Source organism: Brevundimonas sp. 1080, from assembly GCF_040545985.1.
Taxonomy (GTDB): Bacteria; Pseudomonadota; Alphaproteobacteria; order Caulobacterales; family Caulobacteraceae; genus Brevundimonas.
Window position 1 is genome coordinate 531847 of sequence record NZ_JBEPMW010000001.1, and the last position, 17361, is coordinate 549207.

Genomic DNA, 17361 nt, shown 5'->3' on the forward strand with positions numbered 1-17361 from the left:
TGGGATCAGCCGTTCATCGCCGCGAACGCCTTGGCCGAAAAAGTCGACAGCGGCTGGGGAAGGTCGTCCAGCGCGAACCAGCCGATGTCCGACAGCTTGTCCGGCTCGGTCAGAGACGGCTCGCCCGTGAAGTCGCGGGTGACATAGATCAGCGACACCCAGTGCTGGCCGTCGGCGAGAATGATCTCTTCGGCCAGGCACAGGAAATCGACCGCGCCGATCTTCAGCCCGCTCTCCTCCTCGGCTTCGCGCCGCGCGGCGTCGATGGAGCGCTCCATCAGGTCGACCTTGCCGCCGACGATGTTCCAGAACCCGGCCTCGGGCGCCTTCAGCCGTTTGCACAGCAAGACCCGCCCGTCGGCGCGCTGGATCACCAGGCCGCAGCCGACGCCGGGAAAGTCCACGCCCGGCTTCAAAGTCACGCCTTGGGCGCGTCCACGGAGGGGTAGAAGGTGTAGCTCAGGGTGATGTCGCGCGCGCCCTTGGCCTCACGGTCCGTGGCCAGTTCGGGGGCGATGAAATATTGGACCGGGAACTGGCGGGTCTCGCCCGCCGCCAGCGTCTGGTCGGTGAAACAGAAGCATTGCAGCTTCTGGAAATACGGCCCCGTCTGCTCGGGCGAGACATTGTAGCTGGCGCGCACCTGGATCGGCTTGTCCGAGGTGTTGGTCACGTCGAAATAGGCCAGGCCCGTCTCGCCGATCCGCACCCGCTGGGTCGACTGCTCGGCGCGGAAGGTCATCGGCACGCCGCGCACATTGGTGTCGAACCGCACCAGCACCGTCTCGTCCAGCACGGTGTCGGAGGCCTTGTCGGCCTTCATCGTCGTGCCGCCAAAGCCCGTGACCTGACAGAACATTCGATAGAGCGGCACCGCCGCGAACGCCGCCCCGGTCATGCCCATCACGCCGAAGACGCAGATGATGGCAATCAGATTCTTGCGGCCCGCCTTCATGGCTGGGACGTCTCCACCGCCGTCGCCAGCGCGCGCTCGGCCGCCTGGTTCTGTTGCAGGCGCAGCACCGTGGTGGCGAACACCAGCACGATGAAGGCCACCAGCGCCGAGGCGATCCAGACGTTGCGACGCTTGCGCGCGCGAAGTTCCTCAGGCGTCAGACGCATGGTTTTACGCTCCCAGACCGGACAGGGCCTCGACCAGCAGCGCCGAGAATAGCGCCATCAGATAGAGGATGGAAAAGGCGAACAGGTCCCGCGCCGGTTTGGCCTGGACCTTGACGTCATACAATGCGGCCTCGCGTCCCACGGCCTCGGCCTTGTCCGGCTCGTCGCCCGCGCGCGAGCGATAAAGGCGCACCGCAAGACCCAGAAAGCCCAGGCCGCCCGCGACCGACACGACCAGATAGATGATCCCGCCCAGGCCCGCGAAGGCCGGGGCGATGGCGACCGGCACGAAGACCAGGGTGTAGAGCAGTATCTGCAACCGCGTGGACTTGGCGCCCTTGGCCACCGGCATCATCGGAATGCCCGCCTTGGCGTAATCGCCGGCCGAATAAAGCGCCAGCGCCCAGCTGTGCGGCGGGGTCCACAGGAAGATGATGAGAAACAGCAGCCACGCCTGCCACGGCGCATGGCCCGTCGCCGCCGCCCAGCCGATCACGGGCGGAAAGGCGCCCGCCGCCCCGCCGATGACGATGTTCTGGGGTGTCCGCCGCTTCAGCAGCAGGGTGTAGAAGCCGGCGTAATAGACGATGGTCATGGCCAGCAGACCAGCCGCCAGCCAGTTGGTGTTCATCCCCAGCAGCATGACCGAGAACAGGCTCAGGATGACGCCGAAGGCCATGGCGTCGTTCTTGCGCACACGCCCCGCCGCCACCGGCCGGCCGCGCGTGCGCCGCATCAGGGCGTCGGTCTCGCCTTCCAGCGCCATGTTCAGCGCCCCGGCCGCCCCCGCCCCCACGGCGATGCACAGGATGGCGATGGCCGCGACCAGCGGATTGACCGATCCCGGCGCGACGATCAGGCCGGTCGCAGCGGTGAACACCACCAGCGACATCACGCGCGGCTTCAACAGCTGGAAGAAATCCTCCGGCTGGGCGGTCGAGAGAACGGGTCGGGTCTGAACTTCGGTCATCTGTGGGGGCCGCATAGCATACCCAAATGAAGAAGGCCGCCCCTTCCGACGGAAAGAGCGGCCTTCGATTTCGTATCGTTGGAAAGGCTTAGTGCTCTTCCGCCTTGATGACCGGCAGTTCGTTGAACTGGTGGGCCGGGGGCGGCGAGGACAGGGTCCACTCCAGGGTCGTGGCGCCTTCGCCCCACGGATTGTCGACGCCCGGACGACGACGGATCGCCGCCTCGGCCAGCATGATCAGGAAGACCAGCACGCCGACCGCCGTGATCGCATAGCCGATCGACGAGACGTGGTTCCACAGGGTGAAGGCTTCCGGATAGTCGATGTAGCGACGCGGCATGCCCTGCAGACCCAGGAAGTGCTGCGGGAAGAACACCAGGTTCACGCCCACGAACATGATCCAGAAGTGGGTCGCGCCCAGGAACTCGTTGTACTTCACCCCGAACATCTTCTCGAACCAGTAGTAGAAGCCCGCGAAGATCGCGAAGACGGCGCCCAGCGACAGCACATAGTGGAAGTGCGCTACGACGTAATAGGTGTCGTGCAGGCTGTAATCGATGCCGGCGTTCGACAGGACCACGCCGGTCACGCCGCCGACGGTGAACAGGAAGATGAAGCCGATCGCCCACAGCATGGGCGTCTTGAAGCTGATGGATCCGCCCCACATGGTGGCGATCCAGCTGAAGATCTTCACGCCCGTCGGCACCGCGATGATCATGGTGGCGGCGATGAAATAGGCGCGCAGATTGATGCTCATGCCGACCGTGTACATGTGGTGCGCCCACACGATGAAGCCGACGAAGCCGATGGCCACCATGGCGTAGGCCATGGCCAGATATCCGAACACCGGCTTGCGGCTGAAGGTCGAGACGATGTGGCTGATGATGCCGAAGCCCGGCAGAATCAGGATGTACACTTCCGGGTGACCGAAGAACCAGAACAGGTGCTGGTACATGATCGGGTCGCCGCCGCCGGCGGGATCGAAGAAGTGGGTGTGGAAGTTACGGTCCGTCAGCAGCATGGTGATGGCGCCGGCCAGCACGGGCAGCGACAGCAGCAGCAGGAAGGCGGTGATCAGCACCGACCAGGCGAACAGCGGCATCCGGTGGATCGTCATGCCGGGCGCGCGCATGTTCAGGATGGTGGTGATGAAGTTGATCGCGCCCAGGATCGAGCTGGCGCCCGCGACGTGCAGGGCGAAGATGGCCAGGTCGAAGGCGGGGCCGACGTGGCCCGTGGTCGACAGCGGCGGATAGGCCGTCCAGCCGCCGCCGAAGCCCTTGCCCGGTCCGCCGTCGGTGAACATCGACAGGATCAGCAGGCACCAGGCGGCGACCAGTAGCCAGAACGAGATGTTGTTCATGCGCGGGAAGGCCATGTCCGGCGCGCCGATCATGATCGGCACGAACCAGTTGCCGAAACCGCCGATCATGGCGGGCATGACCATGAAGAAGATCATGATCAGGGCGTGGGCCGTGACGACGGCGTTATAGCCGTGCTTGGACTGCTCAACGAGACCCAGCAGCTGGATCGACGAGCCTTCCTTGAAGATCTGGATGCCCGGCTCGGCCAGTTCCCAGCGGATCAGGCCCGACAGGGCGCCGCCCACGATGCCCGCCATGATGGCGAACATCAGATACAGGGTGCCGATGTCCTTGTGATTGGTCGACAGGAACCAGCGGGTGAAGAAGCCCAGCTTGTGGTCGTGATGGTGGTCGTCGTGAGCGTGACCGATGTGGGTCGCGTCGCGGGTTACGGTAGCGTCAGCCATGTGTCTCTGTTCGCCTCTTACTGGGCGGCCGGCGCGGCGGACGCCGCGGCGGGAACGGGTTGGTCGGCGGTGGCGCCGACGGGGGCGGCGACCGGGGTCGCGGCGTCGGCGGCGGGCGCAGGCGCGGCAGCAGCCGGAGCCGCGGCGGGCGCGGCGACCTTGGGCGTCATCGAACCGCCCTTGGAGGCGATCCACTGTTCGAACTGGGCCTGGGTCACGACCCGGATCTCCAGCGGCATGAAGGCGTGGTCGACGCCGCACAGTTCCGAGCACTGGCCATAGAAGACGCCGGTGCGCTCGGCCTTGAACCAGGTGGTGTTGATGCGGCCGGGAACGGCGTCGGTCTTCAGACCGAACGCCGGCAGGGCGACGGCGTGGATGACGTCCGAGGCGGTGATGACCAGCTGCACCGTCTTGCCGACCGGCACGACCATCGGCTCGGTCGCGGCCAAACGATAGGGCACGCCCTTGGCCTTGGCTTCCTCTTCCGGGAGCATATTGGAGATGTATTCCGCGACGCCCTGGTCCGGATACTCATAGGCCCAGTTCCACTGGTTGCCGGTCACCTTCACCGTCAGGTCCGGCGACGGCATGTCGTGATAGGCGAACAGCAGGCGGAACGAGAACAGGGAGATGAACACCAGGATCAGCACCGGCAGCACGGTCCAGATGATCTCGATCGTGGTGTTGTGGCTCCAGCGCGCGGGCGTCGGATTGGCCTTCTTGTTGTAGCGGAACACGATCCACGCCAGCAGGCCCAGCACCAGCAGGGTGATGGCCGTGATGATCGGCATCAGGATCACGTCGTGGAAGAAGTGCGCATCATGCTTCAGCGGCGACGCCGCCGGTTGCAGCGTGATGCCGCCCGGGGTCGGCTGACCCATCAGGTCCTGCGCCCACGTCGGCGCCGCAGCGAACATCGCCAGTCCGGCGCCCAGAACGATGGAGGACGCGCAAGTCGCGGCCTTCTTCAACGTCCCTTGGGCTCGCTTGCCCATCCCCATATGAGACTTCCCCATAAAACCGTTATGCAGCAGATACTTGCGAATGGCTCGCAAGAGATCACGCTGGCGCGATTCCCACGCCCGGCGTTCTCGGTCACCTATCGGATCGCTTTCGGCTTGCCAAGCGATCAACGGCGCTCAGGCCGCAAAGCCGCCTTCAGCTGGCCTCGATTAAATCGCTGTCATGTTTCGATAGCTACCTTGCGTCACAAGATACCTTGTCGTAGTCAATGACCATCAACGGGAGAGCCGAGGTGCCAGAAACTATCGAGATACAGCTGAAAAAGGGAGTGTTGGGGCTTTGCGTCCTGGCCCTGCTGAACCGGGCGGACAGCTACGCCTACGAGATCGCCAGCCGCCTGTCGGACGCGATCGATATGGGGGAAGGCACGATCTACCCCCTGATGCGCCGCATGCAGTCCGAAGGACAGGTCGAGACCTATCTGGTCGAATCCTCCGCCGGGCCGTCACGCAAATACTACCGACTGACCGAAGCGGGCCGGGGGGCCCTCGCCGCCCAGACTGCCGAATGGTCCGCCTTCACCAAGGCCGTCGACGCCATCGTGGCGAACGACGCCGATCAGGGAGCCGCTCAATGACGCGCGCCGAATTCATCGATCGTCTGAAGGAAGGCCTCGTCGGCCTGCCGACCACGACCGCCAACGACATCATCGCCGACTATCAGACCCACTTCGACGACGGCCTGGCCGCCGGCCGCACCGAGGCCGAGGTCGCCTCCGCGCTCGGCGATCCGGTCCGCCTGGCTCGCGAACTGAAGGCCGAGGCCGGCATCCAGCGCTGGCATCAGGAGAAGAACCCCTCCGCCGCCGCCGGCGCCGTCTTCGCGGTCCTGGGCCTGGGGGCGCTGGACATCCTGATCCTCCTGCCCCTGCTGATGGGCGTGATCGGGACCGTGTTCGGCTTCTTCATCGCCGCCATCGGCCTGTTCATCGCAGGCGGCGTGATCATGGTCGCCGGCCCCTTCGCCGGCTTCCCCGGCGGGCCGTTCGCGGCGATCCTGATGGGGCTGGGCCTGATGGCCGGCGCCGTCTTCATCGGCGCCCTGCTGACCATCTTCACCATCTGGCTGGTCAACGGCGTCGTCTGGTTCGCCCGCCTACACTACCGCCTGCTGAAGCCAGCGCTTGAGCCGACCAGCGTTCAATCCACCTCGACCTCGGGAGTCTCGGCATGATCCGCACCCTGTTCATCATCGCCGGCGCCGCTCTGGTGCTGTGCCTGGTCACCGTCGGCGGGGCGCTGGCGATCGGCGGCCACGACCTCCAGCGCCACGGCTGGGCCTGGACCATCAGGGACCAGGACGGCGAGACCATCCGCTTCGAGCGGGTCAAGGGCGGCGGGACCGACGACCTCGGTCCCTTCACCACCCGCACCCTGCCTTGGACCGGCGGCGAGACCCTGACCGTCGATTCCAGCATCGACGTCGACTATGTGCAGGGTGACGCCAACACCGTCGTCATCACCGGGCCCAAGGGTCTGACCGACCGTGTCCGTCTGGTCGACGGCCGCCTCGATCTGGGCGACGGCGACGAGCGGGTTGTGTTCGGCTGGAGCAACGGCAACTTCTCCGCCCGCTCCGAGCGCGACGAACTGAAGGTCGTCATCACCGCGCCCAAGGTGAACCGCTTCAACGCCAAGGGCTCGGGCGACCTGCAGATCACCGGCTATGACCAGCCTTCGCTGACGGTCGACATCGCCGGTTCGGCCGAGGTCACCGCCTCGGGTCGCACCGACGAGCTGAAGCTGGACATCGCCGGCTCGGGCGATGCGTCCCTCGGCGACCTGGCGACCCGCGACGCCTGGGTGGACATCGCCGGCTCCGGCGACGCCCGCATCGCCCCGACCGGCGACGTCAAGGTCGCCATCGCCGGCTCCGGCGACGTGGCCCTGGCCACCCGCCCCGCCAACCTGAACAGCACCGTCTCCGGCTCCGGCGACGTCTATCAGGACTGACGATCGCGCCGATCACTGTGGAAAGGGGCTGGGTTCACCAGCCCCTTTTTTCTGTGCGCCCGCCTTGGAAACGGGGAGCGGCGCCTTCACCCCTCGGGCCCTACGCGCTAAGTCAGCCGCATGACTTTCGCTCCCCTCCCCGACGCCGGCGCCAACTGGGTCGATCGGCATGCGCCGGAGGGGCTGAAGCCGTGGTTGAAGCTGGGGCGGTTCGATCGGCCCATCGGCATCTGGCTGCTGCTGTTGCCCGGCTGGCAAGGGATCGCCCTGGCCCTGGCGCAGTATCGGCAGGCGCCGGGTCTCTATGATCTGTGGCTGTTCGTTGGTTTCGGCATCGGCGCCTGCCTGATGCGAGCGGCGGGATGCGCCTTCAACGACATCGTCGATCGGGATTTCGACGCCCGGGTCGCCCGCACCGCCCAGAGACCCATCCCGTCCGGCCGTATCTCGGTCAAACAGGCCTGGGCCTTCGTCGTCGCGTGCAGCCTGATCAGCCTTTTGGTCCTGCTCACCCTGCCGACCGTCGCCGTCGGGCTGGGCGTGGGATCGCTGGCCCTTGTCGCCGCCTATCCCTTCATGAAGCGGATCACCTGGTGGCCCCAGGCCTGGCTGGGCCTGACCTTCAACTGGGGCGCCCTGATGGGGTTCGCCGCCGCCCTGCCCTTGGCGGCGGCCGCCTTGCTGCTGCCCGCCGATCTCGCCGGCGAGTTCCGGCCCTTTCTGTGGTCCCCGGCCAGCGAAAGCGGCCATGCGATCGCCCTGACGTGGCAGGCCTATCTCCCCGCCGTCCTGCTGTGGATCGGCGGCGTCTTCTGGACCCTGGGCTACGACACGATCTACGCCCTGCAAGACATCGAGGACGACGCCATGATCGGCGTGAAGTCCTCGGCCCGCCGACTGGCCTCGGCCGTGCGGCCCGGCGTTGCGGTCTTCTATGGTCTGGCGGTCGCGCTCGCTGTCTTGACGGGCCTGTCCGCAAATCTCGGTCCGCTGTTCTGGCTCGGACTGCTGATCTATGCCGCTCATCTGGCGCGTCAGGTCGTGCGGCTGGACCGCAACGACGGCGCCCTGGCGCTGAAACTGTTCAAGTCCAATCGCGAGGCCGGCCTGATCCTGCTGGCCGCTATCGCTCTTGGCTCAATCTCCCTGTGATCCCCCGATGATGGAGTTTCCCATGTCGCGCACCGCCCGAATCCTGCTGTTGTCCGCCGCCGTCGCCGCCACCCTGGCTGCCTGCCAGCGCAAGGAAGACAAGGCCCAGGCGCCGGCCGCGCCGGCCCCGGCCGCCGCGCCGGCCATGTCGAACACCCCCGTCGGCTATGACAGCAAGACCCCCTATGCCGCCGTCAAACTGACCCTGCCCCAGGCGATCAAGACCACGCCCGCCCTGCACGCCGCCCTCTACGCCGACACGGTGCGCGACCTGAAGCAGTTCGAGGAAGGCGCTCAGGCCGATCTCAGCGAGGCCGGCGGCGGCCCAAACCCTTATGAAAAGACCATCGCCTTCGCGCCGGGCGCCGAGACCGGCAAACTGGTCAGCCTGGCCCGCACCGATTTCGAGTTCACCGGCGGCGCCCATCCCAACACCAGTTTCGACGCCGTGATCTGGGACAAGACGACCAACAAGCGGCTGGGCTTCGCCGACCTGTTCCGGCCGGGCGCCGACCTGTCGGTCCTCGACAAGGCCCTGTGCGCCGCCGCCAACGCCGCCAAACAGGCCCGCTCGCCGGGTTCGGAGGCCGCGACCCTGGACGGCAAGATGTGGACCTGCCCCAAGGCCGTCTCGACGCCGTTCGTCCTGACGCCGGGCACGACGCCGGGCAAGGCAGGTGGCGTGACCTTCCTGATGGGACCCTATCAGATCGGCCCCTATTCGGACGGCCCCTACTGGATCGCCCTGCCGCAGAGCGTCTTCCGCGCCCTGCTCAACCCCGCCTACGCCGACCAGTTCGACGGCGCCCCGGTCAAGGCCGGCGACGTGACGCCGAAGAACGGCTGACGGCAACACCCTCCCCGCGCGCGGGGAGGGTGTCACTCACTTCGCCAGAAACGCGTCGACCAGTTCGGCGAACCGTGCCGGCTGATCGGCCATGATGAAGTGGCGCGATCCATCGACGCGGATCAGGGTCACGCCGGGCAAGGCCGCATACTCTCGGGTCCACATCGCATCGGCCATCGCCGCGGGCGCCCCGCCGTCGGCATCGGCGGCGTAAAGCGCCGTCACCGGCGTCGTCATGGCCGCCAGCCCCGGCCGCGCATCCGTGGTCATCACATCCTTCATGGCCGAGGCCATCGCGTGACGATCGGTCGCCAACGACCAGGCCAAGATGCGCGCCTGTTCCGACGGGGTGCGCGACAGCGCCTGCGCCGTCGCCTCCTGCTGAGTGCGGAAGCTCGCCGCGTCCGCCAACAGGATCATGCCCGCCGCCTGATCCGCGAACGGTCGGGCGCTTTCGGCCGTCGCGGTTGGCCCGAACATGGCGCTGTAGAAGGGCAGCGAGTCGACCGTCATCACCCGCCCGACCAGATCCGGCTGCTGCTGCGCCAGCAGAAGTCCGCTCAGACCGCCCATCGAATGGCCGATCACCGCCGGCCGATCCAGCCGCGCCTGACGGATATAGCGCGCCAGTTCATCCACCTCGGGCTGGATGAAGGCGCCGTCGCCGTGCGTCCAGGGTTCGCCGGCGAAACCCGCCAACTGCACGAGATGAACGCGGTGCGTCGCCTTCAGCCGATCCGCTGTCGCTCGCCACACTTCGCGCGAAGACGCCAGTCCGGGGATCAGGATGACGTCGGGGCCATGGCCCACCACCTCGACCGACAGCCGGTCGGAGACGAAGGGCGCGGCGGAGGAAGCCACAGGTGGCGCGGCTTGGGCTCGGACCTGATCGCTGGCCACGGCGCAGGCGATCACGACGCCCAGGATGACGGCAAGGCGCGATGGGGCGAAGACGCCCCGGCAAGGGCGAATGACGTTCGACATCACAGTCTCCAATTGTAAGGTTATTCTGACTTTTCGGTCAGCCCGCGTGCGGGTTTTCAAAGATTTCTTCGACCGGCCGCGCGAATACGGCGGCGATCCGATAAGCGAGGTCCAGCGATGGATCGTGCCGCTCTGTCTCCAGGGCGATCACCGCCTGACGCGAGACCCCCAGCGTCTGACCCATCTGTTCCTGGGTCCAGCCGCGCTCGACGCGTAGAAGCTTCAGACGGTTCTTCATCGGCTGCTCCGGATGAAGGGCGAAACGACGCCGTACAGGCCCCAGAAGACCGGAACGATCAGCCAGGTCTGCATATGCGGCGCGCCGGCGAAACTCTCGCCAAAGCCCCAGAAGGTGGCGACGGCCATGGCCAGTCCTGCGGCGACGATGAACTGTTTGGCCGTCACGCCGCGCACGAACTCGTCGCTTTCGCGCATCAGCGCCAGGGTCGCCCAAATCTGCCCGATCACCGGGGCCGACACCGCAGCCGCCAGCACCCAGGCCGCCGGTTTGCCCATCAGATCGTCGAACGCGTCCGTCGTCATCATGGCGATGCAGATCGCGACATAGGGCACGGAGAAGGCCATCGTGCGGACGATGTAGCGTCGATGCGCAGGCGTTCCGGTCTTCCAGGCGGTGAACATGTCGGCTCTCCTTGTGTAAGGACAACCTGACACCGTCCGAATGTCATGTCAACCTGACTTTTTGTCAGGCGCGCCCAACATTCTTGCGTCGCTTTTCCAGACGCGCGTCTGGGGCTAGACTCGTCTCATGTCCGCCGCCCCGCGCATCGCCCCGTCGGCCCTGTTCACACCCCAGGAGTGGACGCCGTTTCAAATGCGCTCGGCCTGGGCCGGCCCGCTGCTAGTGGTCCACTGCTGGGCGGTGATCGCCCTGGCTGTTCTCGCCGGCGTCCTGATCCCCTGGCTGATCCCGCTGTGCATAATGATCGTCGGAACGCGTCAGCTGGGTCTGGCCATTCTGATGCACGAAGCGGCGCATGGCGGCCTGTCGAAGTCGAACCGCCTGAACGATTTTCTCGGCCATTGGCTATGCGCCGTGCCGATCGGCGCCAGCCTGAAGGCCTATCGTCCCTATCACCTGACGCATCATCGCTTCGCCCAGCAGGCGGAGGATCCCGATCTGATGCTGTCGGCGCCGTTTCCCGTCAGTCCGGCCTCGCTGCGCCGCAAGCTGATCCGCGACCTGACGGGCCAGACCTTCTTCAAGCAGCGGGTCCTGCTGCCGCTAGCCCGAGCGCACGCGCGCTCAAGCAGCCCAAGGGGCGATAGCACAAAAGGAATGAGCGACAGCGCCCATGATTACGAGTCGATCGTGACGGGCCGATCCGTACTGCCCTTCCTCGCCTTCAACGCGGTCCTGCTGGCGGGCTTCATCGCCGCTGGTGTCTGGTGGGCCTTTTTCGTGTTGTGGCTGCTGCCGATGGCGACATGGTTTCCGATGGTGACGCGCCTGCGAAACATCGCCGAACACGCCTGCGTCGAGGGTTCGTCGGCCGACCCCTTTCGCGCCGCTCGCACTACCAAGGCCAGCCTGTGGGAACGCGCCTTCATCGCGCCCTACTGGGTCAACTTCCACGCCGAGCACCACCTGTTCATGCATGTGCCCTGCTGGAAGCTGCCGCGCCTCCACCGCGCCATCCATGCGAAGCCGCAAGCCGAGGCCGTGGAGGTCGCACCCAGCTATGCCAGCGTGCTGAAGGCTGTTACGCGCCAGCCGGAATGACCGTCCTCGATCCCGCCGCCTTCATCCGTGACAACACGCGACTTCAGCCCGTGCCGCACGCGCCCGAGATTTCTTTGTGGCTGGCCGACGAGATCACGCCGATCTGGCGGCTGACGGAAGAAGAGCTCGGCGAAATGGGCGTGCCGCCGCCCTTCTGGGCCTTCGCCTGGGCCGGCGGTCAGGCTCTGAGCCGGTATCTGCTGGATCATCCGCATGAGGTCGTCGGCAAGCGCGTGCTGGACTTCGCCGCCGGTTCGGGCCTGGTCGGCGTGGCGGCGATGCAGGCGGGGGCGACCCATGTCCTGTGCGCCGACATCGATCCCTTCTGCCAGGCCGCGGTCGCCGCCAATGCGACGGCGAACGGCGTGATGCTGGACTTCACCCAGGCCAATCTGCTGGACGCCGCCCCGCCGGATGTGGACGTCATTTGCGCGGGCGACATCTGCTACGAGCGCCCGATGACCGACGCCGTTCTCGCCTGGCTGGCCCAGGCCCGCGCCAAGGGGACGCGTGTCCTGATCGGCGATCCGGGACGCACATATTTCCCGCGCACGGGCCTGGATTTCCTGGCCGAATACCGCGTCCCGACCTCGCGCGAACTGGAGGACCAGGAAATCAAGCGGTCCTCAGTCTGGGCGATGCCTTAAGCGGCGGCTTGGCCCTCATGGCGGCCTTCGGCGAACTCCTCGATCATCTTGGCGTTGAAGGCGGGAATGTCGTCGGGGCAGCGGCTGGTCACCAGGCCCTGATCCACCACCACCGCCTCATTGACCACATTGGCCCCGGCGTTCTTCAGGTCGGTGCGGATGCTTTCGAACGACGTCATCGTGCGCCCCTCGACCACGCCTGCCTCGATCAGCAGCCAGGGCGCGTGACAGATGGCGGCGACCGGCTTGCCGGCGTCGAAGAAGGCTCGAACGAACTTCACCGCGTCCTCGTCCGCCCGCAGCAGGTCCGGGTTGGCCACGCCGCCCGGCAGCAGCAGGGCGGAATAGGTCGAGGCGTCGACCGCCGCCACCGCCTTGTCGGCCGTAACCTTGTCGCCGGGCGTCAAATGGTCGAAGCCCTGGAACTCGCCGGCCTTCAGCGACACGATCTCGACCACCGCGCCCGCATCCTTCAGCGCCTTCATCGGTTCATTCAGTTCGATCAACTCGACGCCGTCGGTCGCCAGGATGGCGACGGTCTTGCCGGAAAGGGATTGGGCCATGAGAAATGCTCCGTTCGTGAAAGGGGTTCGGCGCGATGAACCCACGGCGTGTCAAAGGGTTGCGGCTCCGCTTGGCGGCGATGGCGCGCGTCCCCACATCCTATCCATGCGATCCCTCCTGACCCTGACCGTTCTGTTGGCCGCTGCCGCCACGCCGGCCTTGGCCCAGACCTATCCGCAGGCCGGCCGCCCCTATGGCGCCTATCCGGGCGGCGTCCCCGCCGCGATCGCCGACCAGCACCGCTACGAGAACGACCGTCTGCGTTCCCAGGCGCAGTCGAACGCGGACCAGGCGCGTCAACAGCAGATCGAGACCCAGCTTCGCCTGCGCGCCATCGAAGGCGCACGCGAACCCACCGCTGTCCAGCCCTTGCCACCCCGCCCGCTCTACAGCCCCGAGCAGGAGCGGACCCTGCGCCAGTCCGCCGCCGAACGCCGCCAGCAGACAGCCCAAGGCATGAGCCAGATCGACAACTGGCTGGCCCGTTCGCAGTGAAGCGTCCAAACTGACGCATCCCTTCCCTTGCACCCGCGTTCCTGCCTAGCTTAACCAGGATCGGGCGGAGGATAGGGCATGCGCTGGCAGGGTGGACGGACGGGCGGCGGCGTCGAGGATCGACGGGGTCTCGGCGGCGGAGCCATCGCGGGCGGCGGCCTGGGCGTCGGCGTTCTAGCCATTATCGGCTACCTTGTCTTTGGCATCGATCCCTCGACCACGACCCAGCTCGCCAGCCAGTTCGGCGGAGTCGGCGCCGAGCAACAGCAGGGTCAAGTCGGGACGCCGAAGGATCAGGCCGGCCGTTTCGTCGATGTCATCGGCGCCAACATCGATGATGTCTGGTCGCAGAAGCTTGAGGGCTATCAGCGGCCCAACGTCGTGATCTATGAACAGGGCACGCCGACCGGCTGCGGCTTTGGGCAGTCGGCCATGGGTCCCTTCTACTGCCCGACCGACAAGACCGTCTATCTGGACCTCGGCTTCTGGCAGGAGATGGAGAACAAGCTCGGGGCCTCAGGCGCCGACTTCGCCCGCGCCTATGTCATCGCCCACGAGTTCGGCCATCACGTCCAGACGCTGACAGGCACCTCGGCTCAGGTTCGCCAGGCCCAGCAGCGCGCCTCCGGTCAGGCCGAAGCCAATCAGTATTCCGTCGCGCTGGAGCTTCAAGCCGACTGCTACGCCGGCGTCTGGGCCCGGAACGCCTCGGCCGTCTCCAACGGTCAGGTCGCACTCGAGCCCGGCGATATCGAAGAGGGCATGAAGACCGCCCAGGCCATCGGCGACGACACCTTGCAACGTCGCAGCGGCGGCCGCGTCTCTCCCGAAAGCTTCACCCATGGCTCTTCTGCGCAGCGGGTGGAATGGCTGCAGCGCGGCTATCAGTCGGGCGATCCGGCCTCCTGCGACACCTTCAGCGGCGCCTGATCGCCGCTCCCCCTCATAACGATTGATTGACTGACGATGCACGACCGCGCCGGCACGACCGCACGCCCCGAAGACCTGATCGATCTCGACGCCCTGCTCGACGCCTATGAGACGACCCGGCCCGACATGGGCGATCCGCAGCAGCGGGTCGTGTTCGGCACCTCGGGCCACCGCGGCTCCAGCCTGGACGGCGCCTTCAACCAGGCCCACATCCTCGCCATCGCCCAGGCTATCGCCGAATACCGCGCGGCGCAGGGCGTCGACGGCCCGCTTTTCCTCGGTCGCGACACCCACGGCCTTTCCGAACCCGCTTTCCGCACGACGCTGGAGGTGCTGATCGCCAACGGGGTCGAGGTGCTGATCGACGCCCGCGACGGCTTCACCCCCACGCCGGCCGTTTCGCACGCCATCCTGACCCATAACCGCACGAATAGTCGGCAGGCGGACGGCGTCCTGATCACCCCGTCGCACAATCCTCCCCGCGACGGCGGCATCAAATACAATCCCCCCTCCGGCGGCCCGGCCGGGGGCGAGGCCACGTCCGCCATCGCCGCCCGCGCCAACCAGCTGATCGAAGGCGGCCTGACCGAGGTCCGTCGCGTCCCCTTCGCCCAGGCGCATGCGGCGGCGGGCCGGTTCGACTACCTGTCCGCCTATATCGACGACCTGCCCAACGTGCTGGACCTGGACGCCATCCGCAACGCCGGCGTCCGTATCGGCGCCGATCCTCTTGGCGGCGCGGCCGTGGCCTATTGGGGCGAGATCGCTGAGCGCCACCGACTGGACCTGACCGTCGTCAACGACGCCGTCGATCCGCGCTGGGCCTTCATGCCCTTGGACGCCGACGGCAAGATCCGCATGGACTGCTCATCGCCCAGCGCCATGGCAGGTCTGATCGGCATGATGAAGGGCGGCTCGGCCTATGACGTCGCCTTCGGCAACGACGCCGACGCAGATCGCCACGGCATCGTCACGCCCGACGCGGGCCTGATGAACCCCAACCATTTCCTGGCCGCCGCCATCGCCTATCTGTTCGCCAACCGCCCCGGCTGGGGCGCGGACGTCGCGGTGGGCAAGACCCTGGTCTCATCGTCCATGATCGACCGGGTCGTCGCCGGCCTGGGTCGCCGCCTGCTGGAAGTTCCCGTCGGCTTCAAACACTTCGTCCCCGGCCTCTTGGACGGAACCGTCGGCTTCGGCGGCGAGGAATCGGCCGGGGCCTCCTTCCTGCGCCACGACGGCACGGTGTGGACGACCGACAAGGACGGCATCCTGCTGTGCCTGCTGGCCGCCGAGATCCACGCCCGCACGGGTCAGAGCGCCAGCCAACTCTACGCCGGCCTGACCGACCAGTACGGCGCCCCCGCCTACGCCCGCGTCGACGCCCCGGCCAATCGCACCGAGAAGGCCCGGCTTGCCGCGCTCAGCCCCTCGGACGTGACCGCGACCACCCTGGCCGGTCAGCCGATCACCGACATCCTGACGAAGGCCCCCGGCAACGGCGAGGCCATTGGCGGGCTGAAGGTCGTCACCGCCGACGCCTGGTTCGCCGCCCGTCCCTCGGGCACCGAAGACGTCTACAAGATCTACGCCGAATCCTTCCTTGGCGCCGACCATCTGGCGACCGTTCAGGCCGAGGCCAGGGCCGTGGTGGCGACGGCTCTGGCGAGCTGAAGTCGGTGTGTGTCCGCCGTTTCGAGATTTTCGCGGACTATTTCCAGTTCTACGTTTGCGACGAGACCTACGTCACCGACACCGCCGCCCTGTGGAGCTCGGACAGCGACCCCATGCTGGCCGTCGGCCCCGACCTGATCGCGATCGGCACGGTTCGCAACATGCTGGTCCCGGTCGAACTTGAAATCCTGACCACAGCGCCGACGCCCGACGCGGACGCCTGGGACCAGATGCGCGACTGCGGCCTGCGCCTGGACAGCGGCGCGCTGATTGTGTTCGGCTGCACGGACGATCCGGATCAGGCCGAGCGGATCGCTGTGCCTGCCGGCGACTATGCGGCCCGCATTTCGCACGGCGGACTGAACACCCTGTCCGAAGACGGGCTTGACGGCGACGACCGCTATCGCATCCAGCTCTGGCCGGGCACGGTTCGGCCGATCACAGTGCTCAAGCCCCGACCGTAATCTCCATCGGCCGTTCGACGAACAGGCCGGGGCCGCCCAGGTCCAGCGCAAGACGCCGGTTCTCGAACGCGGCCATGCCGACCAGGGCCTTGGGGAAGCCCGGCACCGCGACGTCGTCATAGATGGCGACCGCCGCCTGACGGTACAGTTCGTCGCCGATGGTCAGGGTGCGCACGACGACGGTCTCGGCCCGTACCGTGCCGCCCAGGACGATGCTTTGACCCGGCGTGCGTTCGCGTCCGTCGAGCAGGCCGGCGGCCTGGGCCGTCTCGCGCGTCACGGCCAGCACGGCCGAGGCGCCGGTATCGATCACCGCATTGACCGTCGCCCCTTCCAGGGTGATGCCCGCCTGAAGCGCCCTGCCGGCCCGTGTCACCGGCACGGGCTTCAGCGACGACGACGGCGTCCAGCCCTCGCGCGGCAGGAACCGGACCCGATGCTCCGCCGTGTCCAGCTCCAGCACCAGTTCACGCAGCACGTCCTGCCCCAGGATCAGCGCCGCACCCAATCCCTGATCGCCGGCCAGCGGCCCCAGGCCGAGGATCGCCGCCCGCAATCCGGTCAGCCGCAAGCCGCCGATCGCCACATCCAGCGTCGTCCCCCGTCCGACCTGGGCGTCGCCGCCGACGCCGTAAGCCACCATCGGGATGTTGAAGACATTGGTCAGGCCCAGCCGCTCGACCAGCGACCGGTCGATGACCGAATACTGCGCCCCGGAATCGATCAGGGCCCGCACCGGCTGTCCGTTCACCGCTGCCTCGACCGTCGGGGTCGGCGCGCGCGGTTCGGCATAGGGCAGCCAGCCGCTGGAGCCGTTCGCGGCGAAGGCGACCGTGGGCCCGCGCCAGACCACATGGTCGCGCAGCCACCAGGCCCCGCCCACGCCGCCGGCGACCAGCCCCAGCCGGATCAGAAGATCGCGTCGTCTCATGGTCCCTGACATGGACTGTCGCAGCGATCCGCGCCAGCGGGGCGATGTCGCAACCCCTCTTGCAGGACCGACGACATTGCCCCTGAGG

At 67.1% G+C, this 17361-nt stretch carries 22 protein-coding genes; 11 read left to right on the forward strand and 11 right to left on the reverse strand.

Going from position 1 to position 17361, the window contains the following annotated elements; translation table 11 throughout:
* Positions 1–5: 5 nt before the first annotated feature.
* The 6 genes from ABIC32_RS02710 to coxB all read right to left on the reverse strand — a co-directional run bounded on the left by ABIC32_RS02710 (position 6) and on the right by coxB (position 4861).
* Positions 6–422 carry an NUDIX domain-containing protein gene (locus ABIC32_RS02710; RefSeq protein ID WP_354072167.1) on the reverse strand — a complete coding sequence of 139 codons (417 nt, stop codon included), beginning with the start codon at positions 420–422 and terminating at the stop codon, positions 6–8.
* Entirely contained in the window at positions 419–955 is a 537-nt protein-coding gene (locus ABIC32_RS02715) for a cytochrome c oxidase assembly protein (RefSeq protein WP_045809756.1), read from the reverse strand. Before ABIC32_RS02715 ends, ABIC32_RS02710 begins: the two co-directional genes overlap by 4 nt.
* Complete coding sequence (locus tag ABIC32_RS02720; protein ID WP_017505721.1) at positions 952–1122, reverse strand: cytochrome c oxidase system small membrane protein; 171 nt, start codon at positions 1120–1122, stop codon at positions 952–954. Before ABIC32_RS02720 ends, ABIC32_RS02715 begins: the two co-directional genes overlap by 4 nt.
* 4 nt (positions 1123–1126) lie before the next feature.
* Complete coding sequence (gene cyoE / locus ABIC32_RS02725; protein ID WP_055806296.1) at positions 1127–2092, reverse strand: heme o synthase; 966 nt, start codon at positions 2090–2092, stop codon at positions 1127–1129.
* An 88-nt stretch (positions 2093–2180) separates the two neighbouring features.
* Entirely contained in the window at positions 2181–3863 is a 1683-nt protein-coding gene (ctaD, locus tag ABIC32_RS02730) for a cytochrome c oxidase subunit I (RefSeq protein WP_055753981.1), read from the reverse strand.
* Between the two features lie 17 nt (positions 3864–3880).
* Positions 3881–4861: a cytochrome c oxidase subunit II gene (gene coxB, locus ABIC32_RS02735; protein ID WP_055806299.1), complete on the reverse strand. Its 981-nt coding sequence runs from the start codon at positions 4859–4861 to the stop codon at positions 3881–3883.
* Between the two features lie 260 nt (positions 4862–5121).
* Here coxB and ABIC32_RS02740 point away from each other — a divergent pair, with 260 nt between their 5' ends.
* The 5 genes from ABIC32_RS02740 (at position 5122) to ABIC32_RS02760 (ending at position 8840) form a co-directional block, all read left to right on the forward strand.
* Entirely contained in the window at positions 5122–5466 is a 345-nt protein-coding gene (locus ABIC32_RS02740) for a PadR family transcriptional regulator (RefSeq protein ID WP_039244893.1), read from the forward strand.
* Entirely contained in the window at positions 5463–6062 is a 600-nt protein-coding gene (locus ABIC32_RS02745) for a DUF1700 domain-containing protein (protein WP_066549694.1), read from the forward strand. Before ABIC32_RS02740 ends, ABIC32_RS02745 begins: the two co-directional genes overlap by 4 nt.
* A complete protein-coding gene (locus ABIC32_RS02750; RefSeq protein ID WP_354072171.1) occupies positions 6059–6841 on the forward strand; it encodes a GIN domain-containing protein in 783 nt (260 codons plus the stop codon). Before ABIC32_RS02745 ends, ABIC32_RS02750 begins: the two co-directional genes overlap by 4 nt.
* A 120-nt stretch (positions 6842–6961) precedes the next feature.
* Positions 6962–7993, forward strand: coding sequence for a UbiA family prenyltransferase (locus ABIC32_RS02755; protein WP_066549689.1), 1032 nt, complete (start codon positions 6962–6964; stop codon positions 7991–7993).
* Positions 7994–8015: 22 nt separating this feature from the next.
* Positions 8016–8840, forward strand: a complete 825-nt coding sequence (locus ABIC32_RS02760; protein ID WP_354072174.1) for a DUF3298 and DUF4163 domain-containing protein — start codon at positions 8016–8018, stop codon at positions 8838–8840.
* 36 nt (positions 8841–8876) lie between these two features.
* Here ABIC32_RS02760 and ABIC32_RS02765 read toward each other — a convergent pair whose 3' ends face one another.
* Genes ABIC32_RS02765 through ABIC32_RS02775 form a run of 3 tightly spaced genes read right to left on the reverse strand, consistent with a single transcriptional unit; the run spans position 8877 to position 10466 of the window.
* Positions 8877–9824, reverse strand: a complete 948-nt coding sequence (locus ABIC32_RS02765; RefSeq protein WP_354072176.1) for an alpha/beta fold hydrolase — start codon at positions 9822–9824, stop codon at positions 8877–8879.
* 37 nt (positions 9825–9861) lie between these two features.
* A complete protein-coding gene (locus ABIC32_RS02770) occupies positions 9862–10062 on the reverse strand; it encodes a helix-turn-helix transcriptional regulator (RefSeq protein WP_354072178.1) in 201 nt (66 codons plus the stop codon).
* The gene (locus ABIC32_RS02775; RefSeq protein WP_354072180.1) at positions 10059–10466 is read right to left on the reverse strand and encodes a hypothetical protein; all 408 of its coding nucleotides are present in this window, start codon (positions 10464–10466) and stop codon (positions 10059–10061) included. Before ABIC32_RS02775 ends, ABIC32_RS02770 begins: the two co-directional genes overlap by 4 nt.
* A gap of 127 nt (positions 10467–10593) precedes the next feature.
* Here ABIC32_RS02775 and ABIC32_RS02780 point away from each other — a divergent pair, with 127 nt between their 5' ends.
* The gene (locus ABIC32_RS02780) at positions 10594–11568 is read left to right on the forward strand and encodes a fatty acid desaturase family protein (protein WP_354072182.1); all 975 of its coding nucleotides are present in this window, start codon (positions 10594–10596) and stop codon (positions 11566–11568) included.
* Positions 11565–12215, forward strand: coding sequence for a class I SAM-dependent methyltransferase (locus tag ABIC32_RS02785; RefSeq protein WP_354072184.1), 651 nt, complete (start codon positions 11565–11567; stop codon positions 12213–12215). Before ABIC32_RS02780 ends, ABIC32_RS02785 begins: the two co-directional genes overlap by 4 nt.
* On the opposite strand, the gene ABIC32_RS02790 is transcribed toward ABIC32_RS02785, so the two are convergent.
* On the reverse strand, positions 12212–12778 hold the full coding sequence (locus ABIC32_RS02790; protein WP_112861320.1) for a type 1 glutamine amidotransferase domain-containing protein: 567 nt from the start codon (positions 12776–12778) through the stop codon (positions 12212–12214). The genes ABIC32_RS02785 and ABIC32_RS02790 overlap by 4 nt on opposite strands.
* Before the next feature lie 106 nt (positions 12779–12884).
* Between ABIC32_RS02790 and ABIC32_RS02795 the strand changes: the two genes are divergently transcribed.
* The 4 genes from ABIC32_RS02795 (at position 12885) to ABIC32_RS02810 (ending at position 16342) form a co-directional block, all read left to right on the forward strand.
* Positions 12885–13274: a hypothetical protein gene (locus ABIC32_RS02795; protein ID WP_354072186.1), complete on the forward strand. Its 390-nt coding sequence runs from the start codon at positions 12885–12887 to the stop codon at positions 13272–13274.
* A gap of 78 nt (positions 13275–13352) precedes the next feature.
* Entirely contained in the window at positions 13353–14204 is an 852-nt protein-coding gene (gene ypfJ / locus ABIC32_RS02800) for a KPN_02809 family neutral zinc metallopeptidase (protein ID WP_307512521.1), read from the forward strand.
* 36 nt (positions 14205–14240) lie between these two features.
* On the forward strand, positions 14241–15878 hold the full coding sequence (pgm, locus tag ABIC32_RS02805; protein WP_307512522.1) for a phosphoglucomutase (alpha-D-glucose-1,6-bisphosphate-dependent): 1638 nt from the start codon (positions 14241–14243) through the stop codon (positions 15876–15878).
* Between the two features lie 5 nt (positions 15879–15883).
* A complete protein-coding gene (locus ABIC32_RS02810; protein WP_354072189.1) occupies positions 15884–16342 on the forward strand; it encodes a hypothetical protein in 459 nt (152 codons plus the stop codon).
* Here the strand turns inward: ABIC32_RS02810 and ABIC32_RS02815 are convergent.
* Positions 16326–17273, reverse strand: coding sequence for a retropepsin-like aspartic protease (locus ABIC32_RS02815; protein ID WP_354072191.1), 948 nt, complete (start codon positions 17271–17273; stop codon positions 16326–16328). The genes ABIC32_RS02810 and ABIC32_RS02815 overlap by 17 nt on opposite strands.
* Positions 17274–17361: the final 88 nt, after the last annotated feature.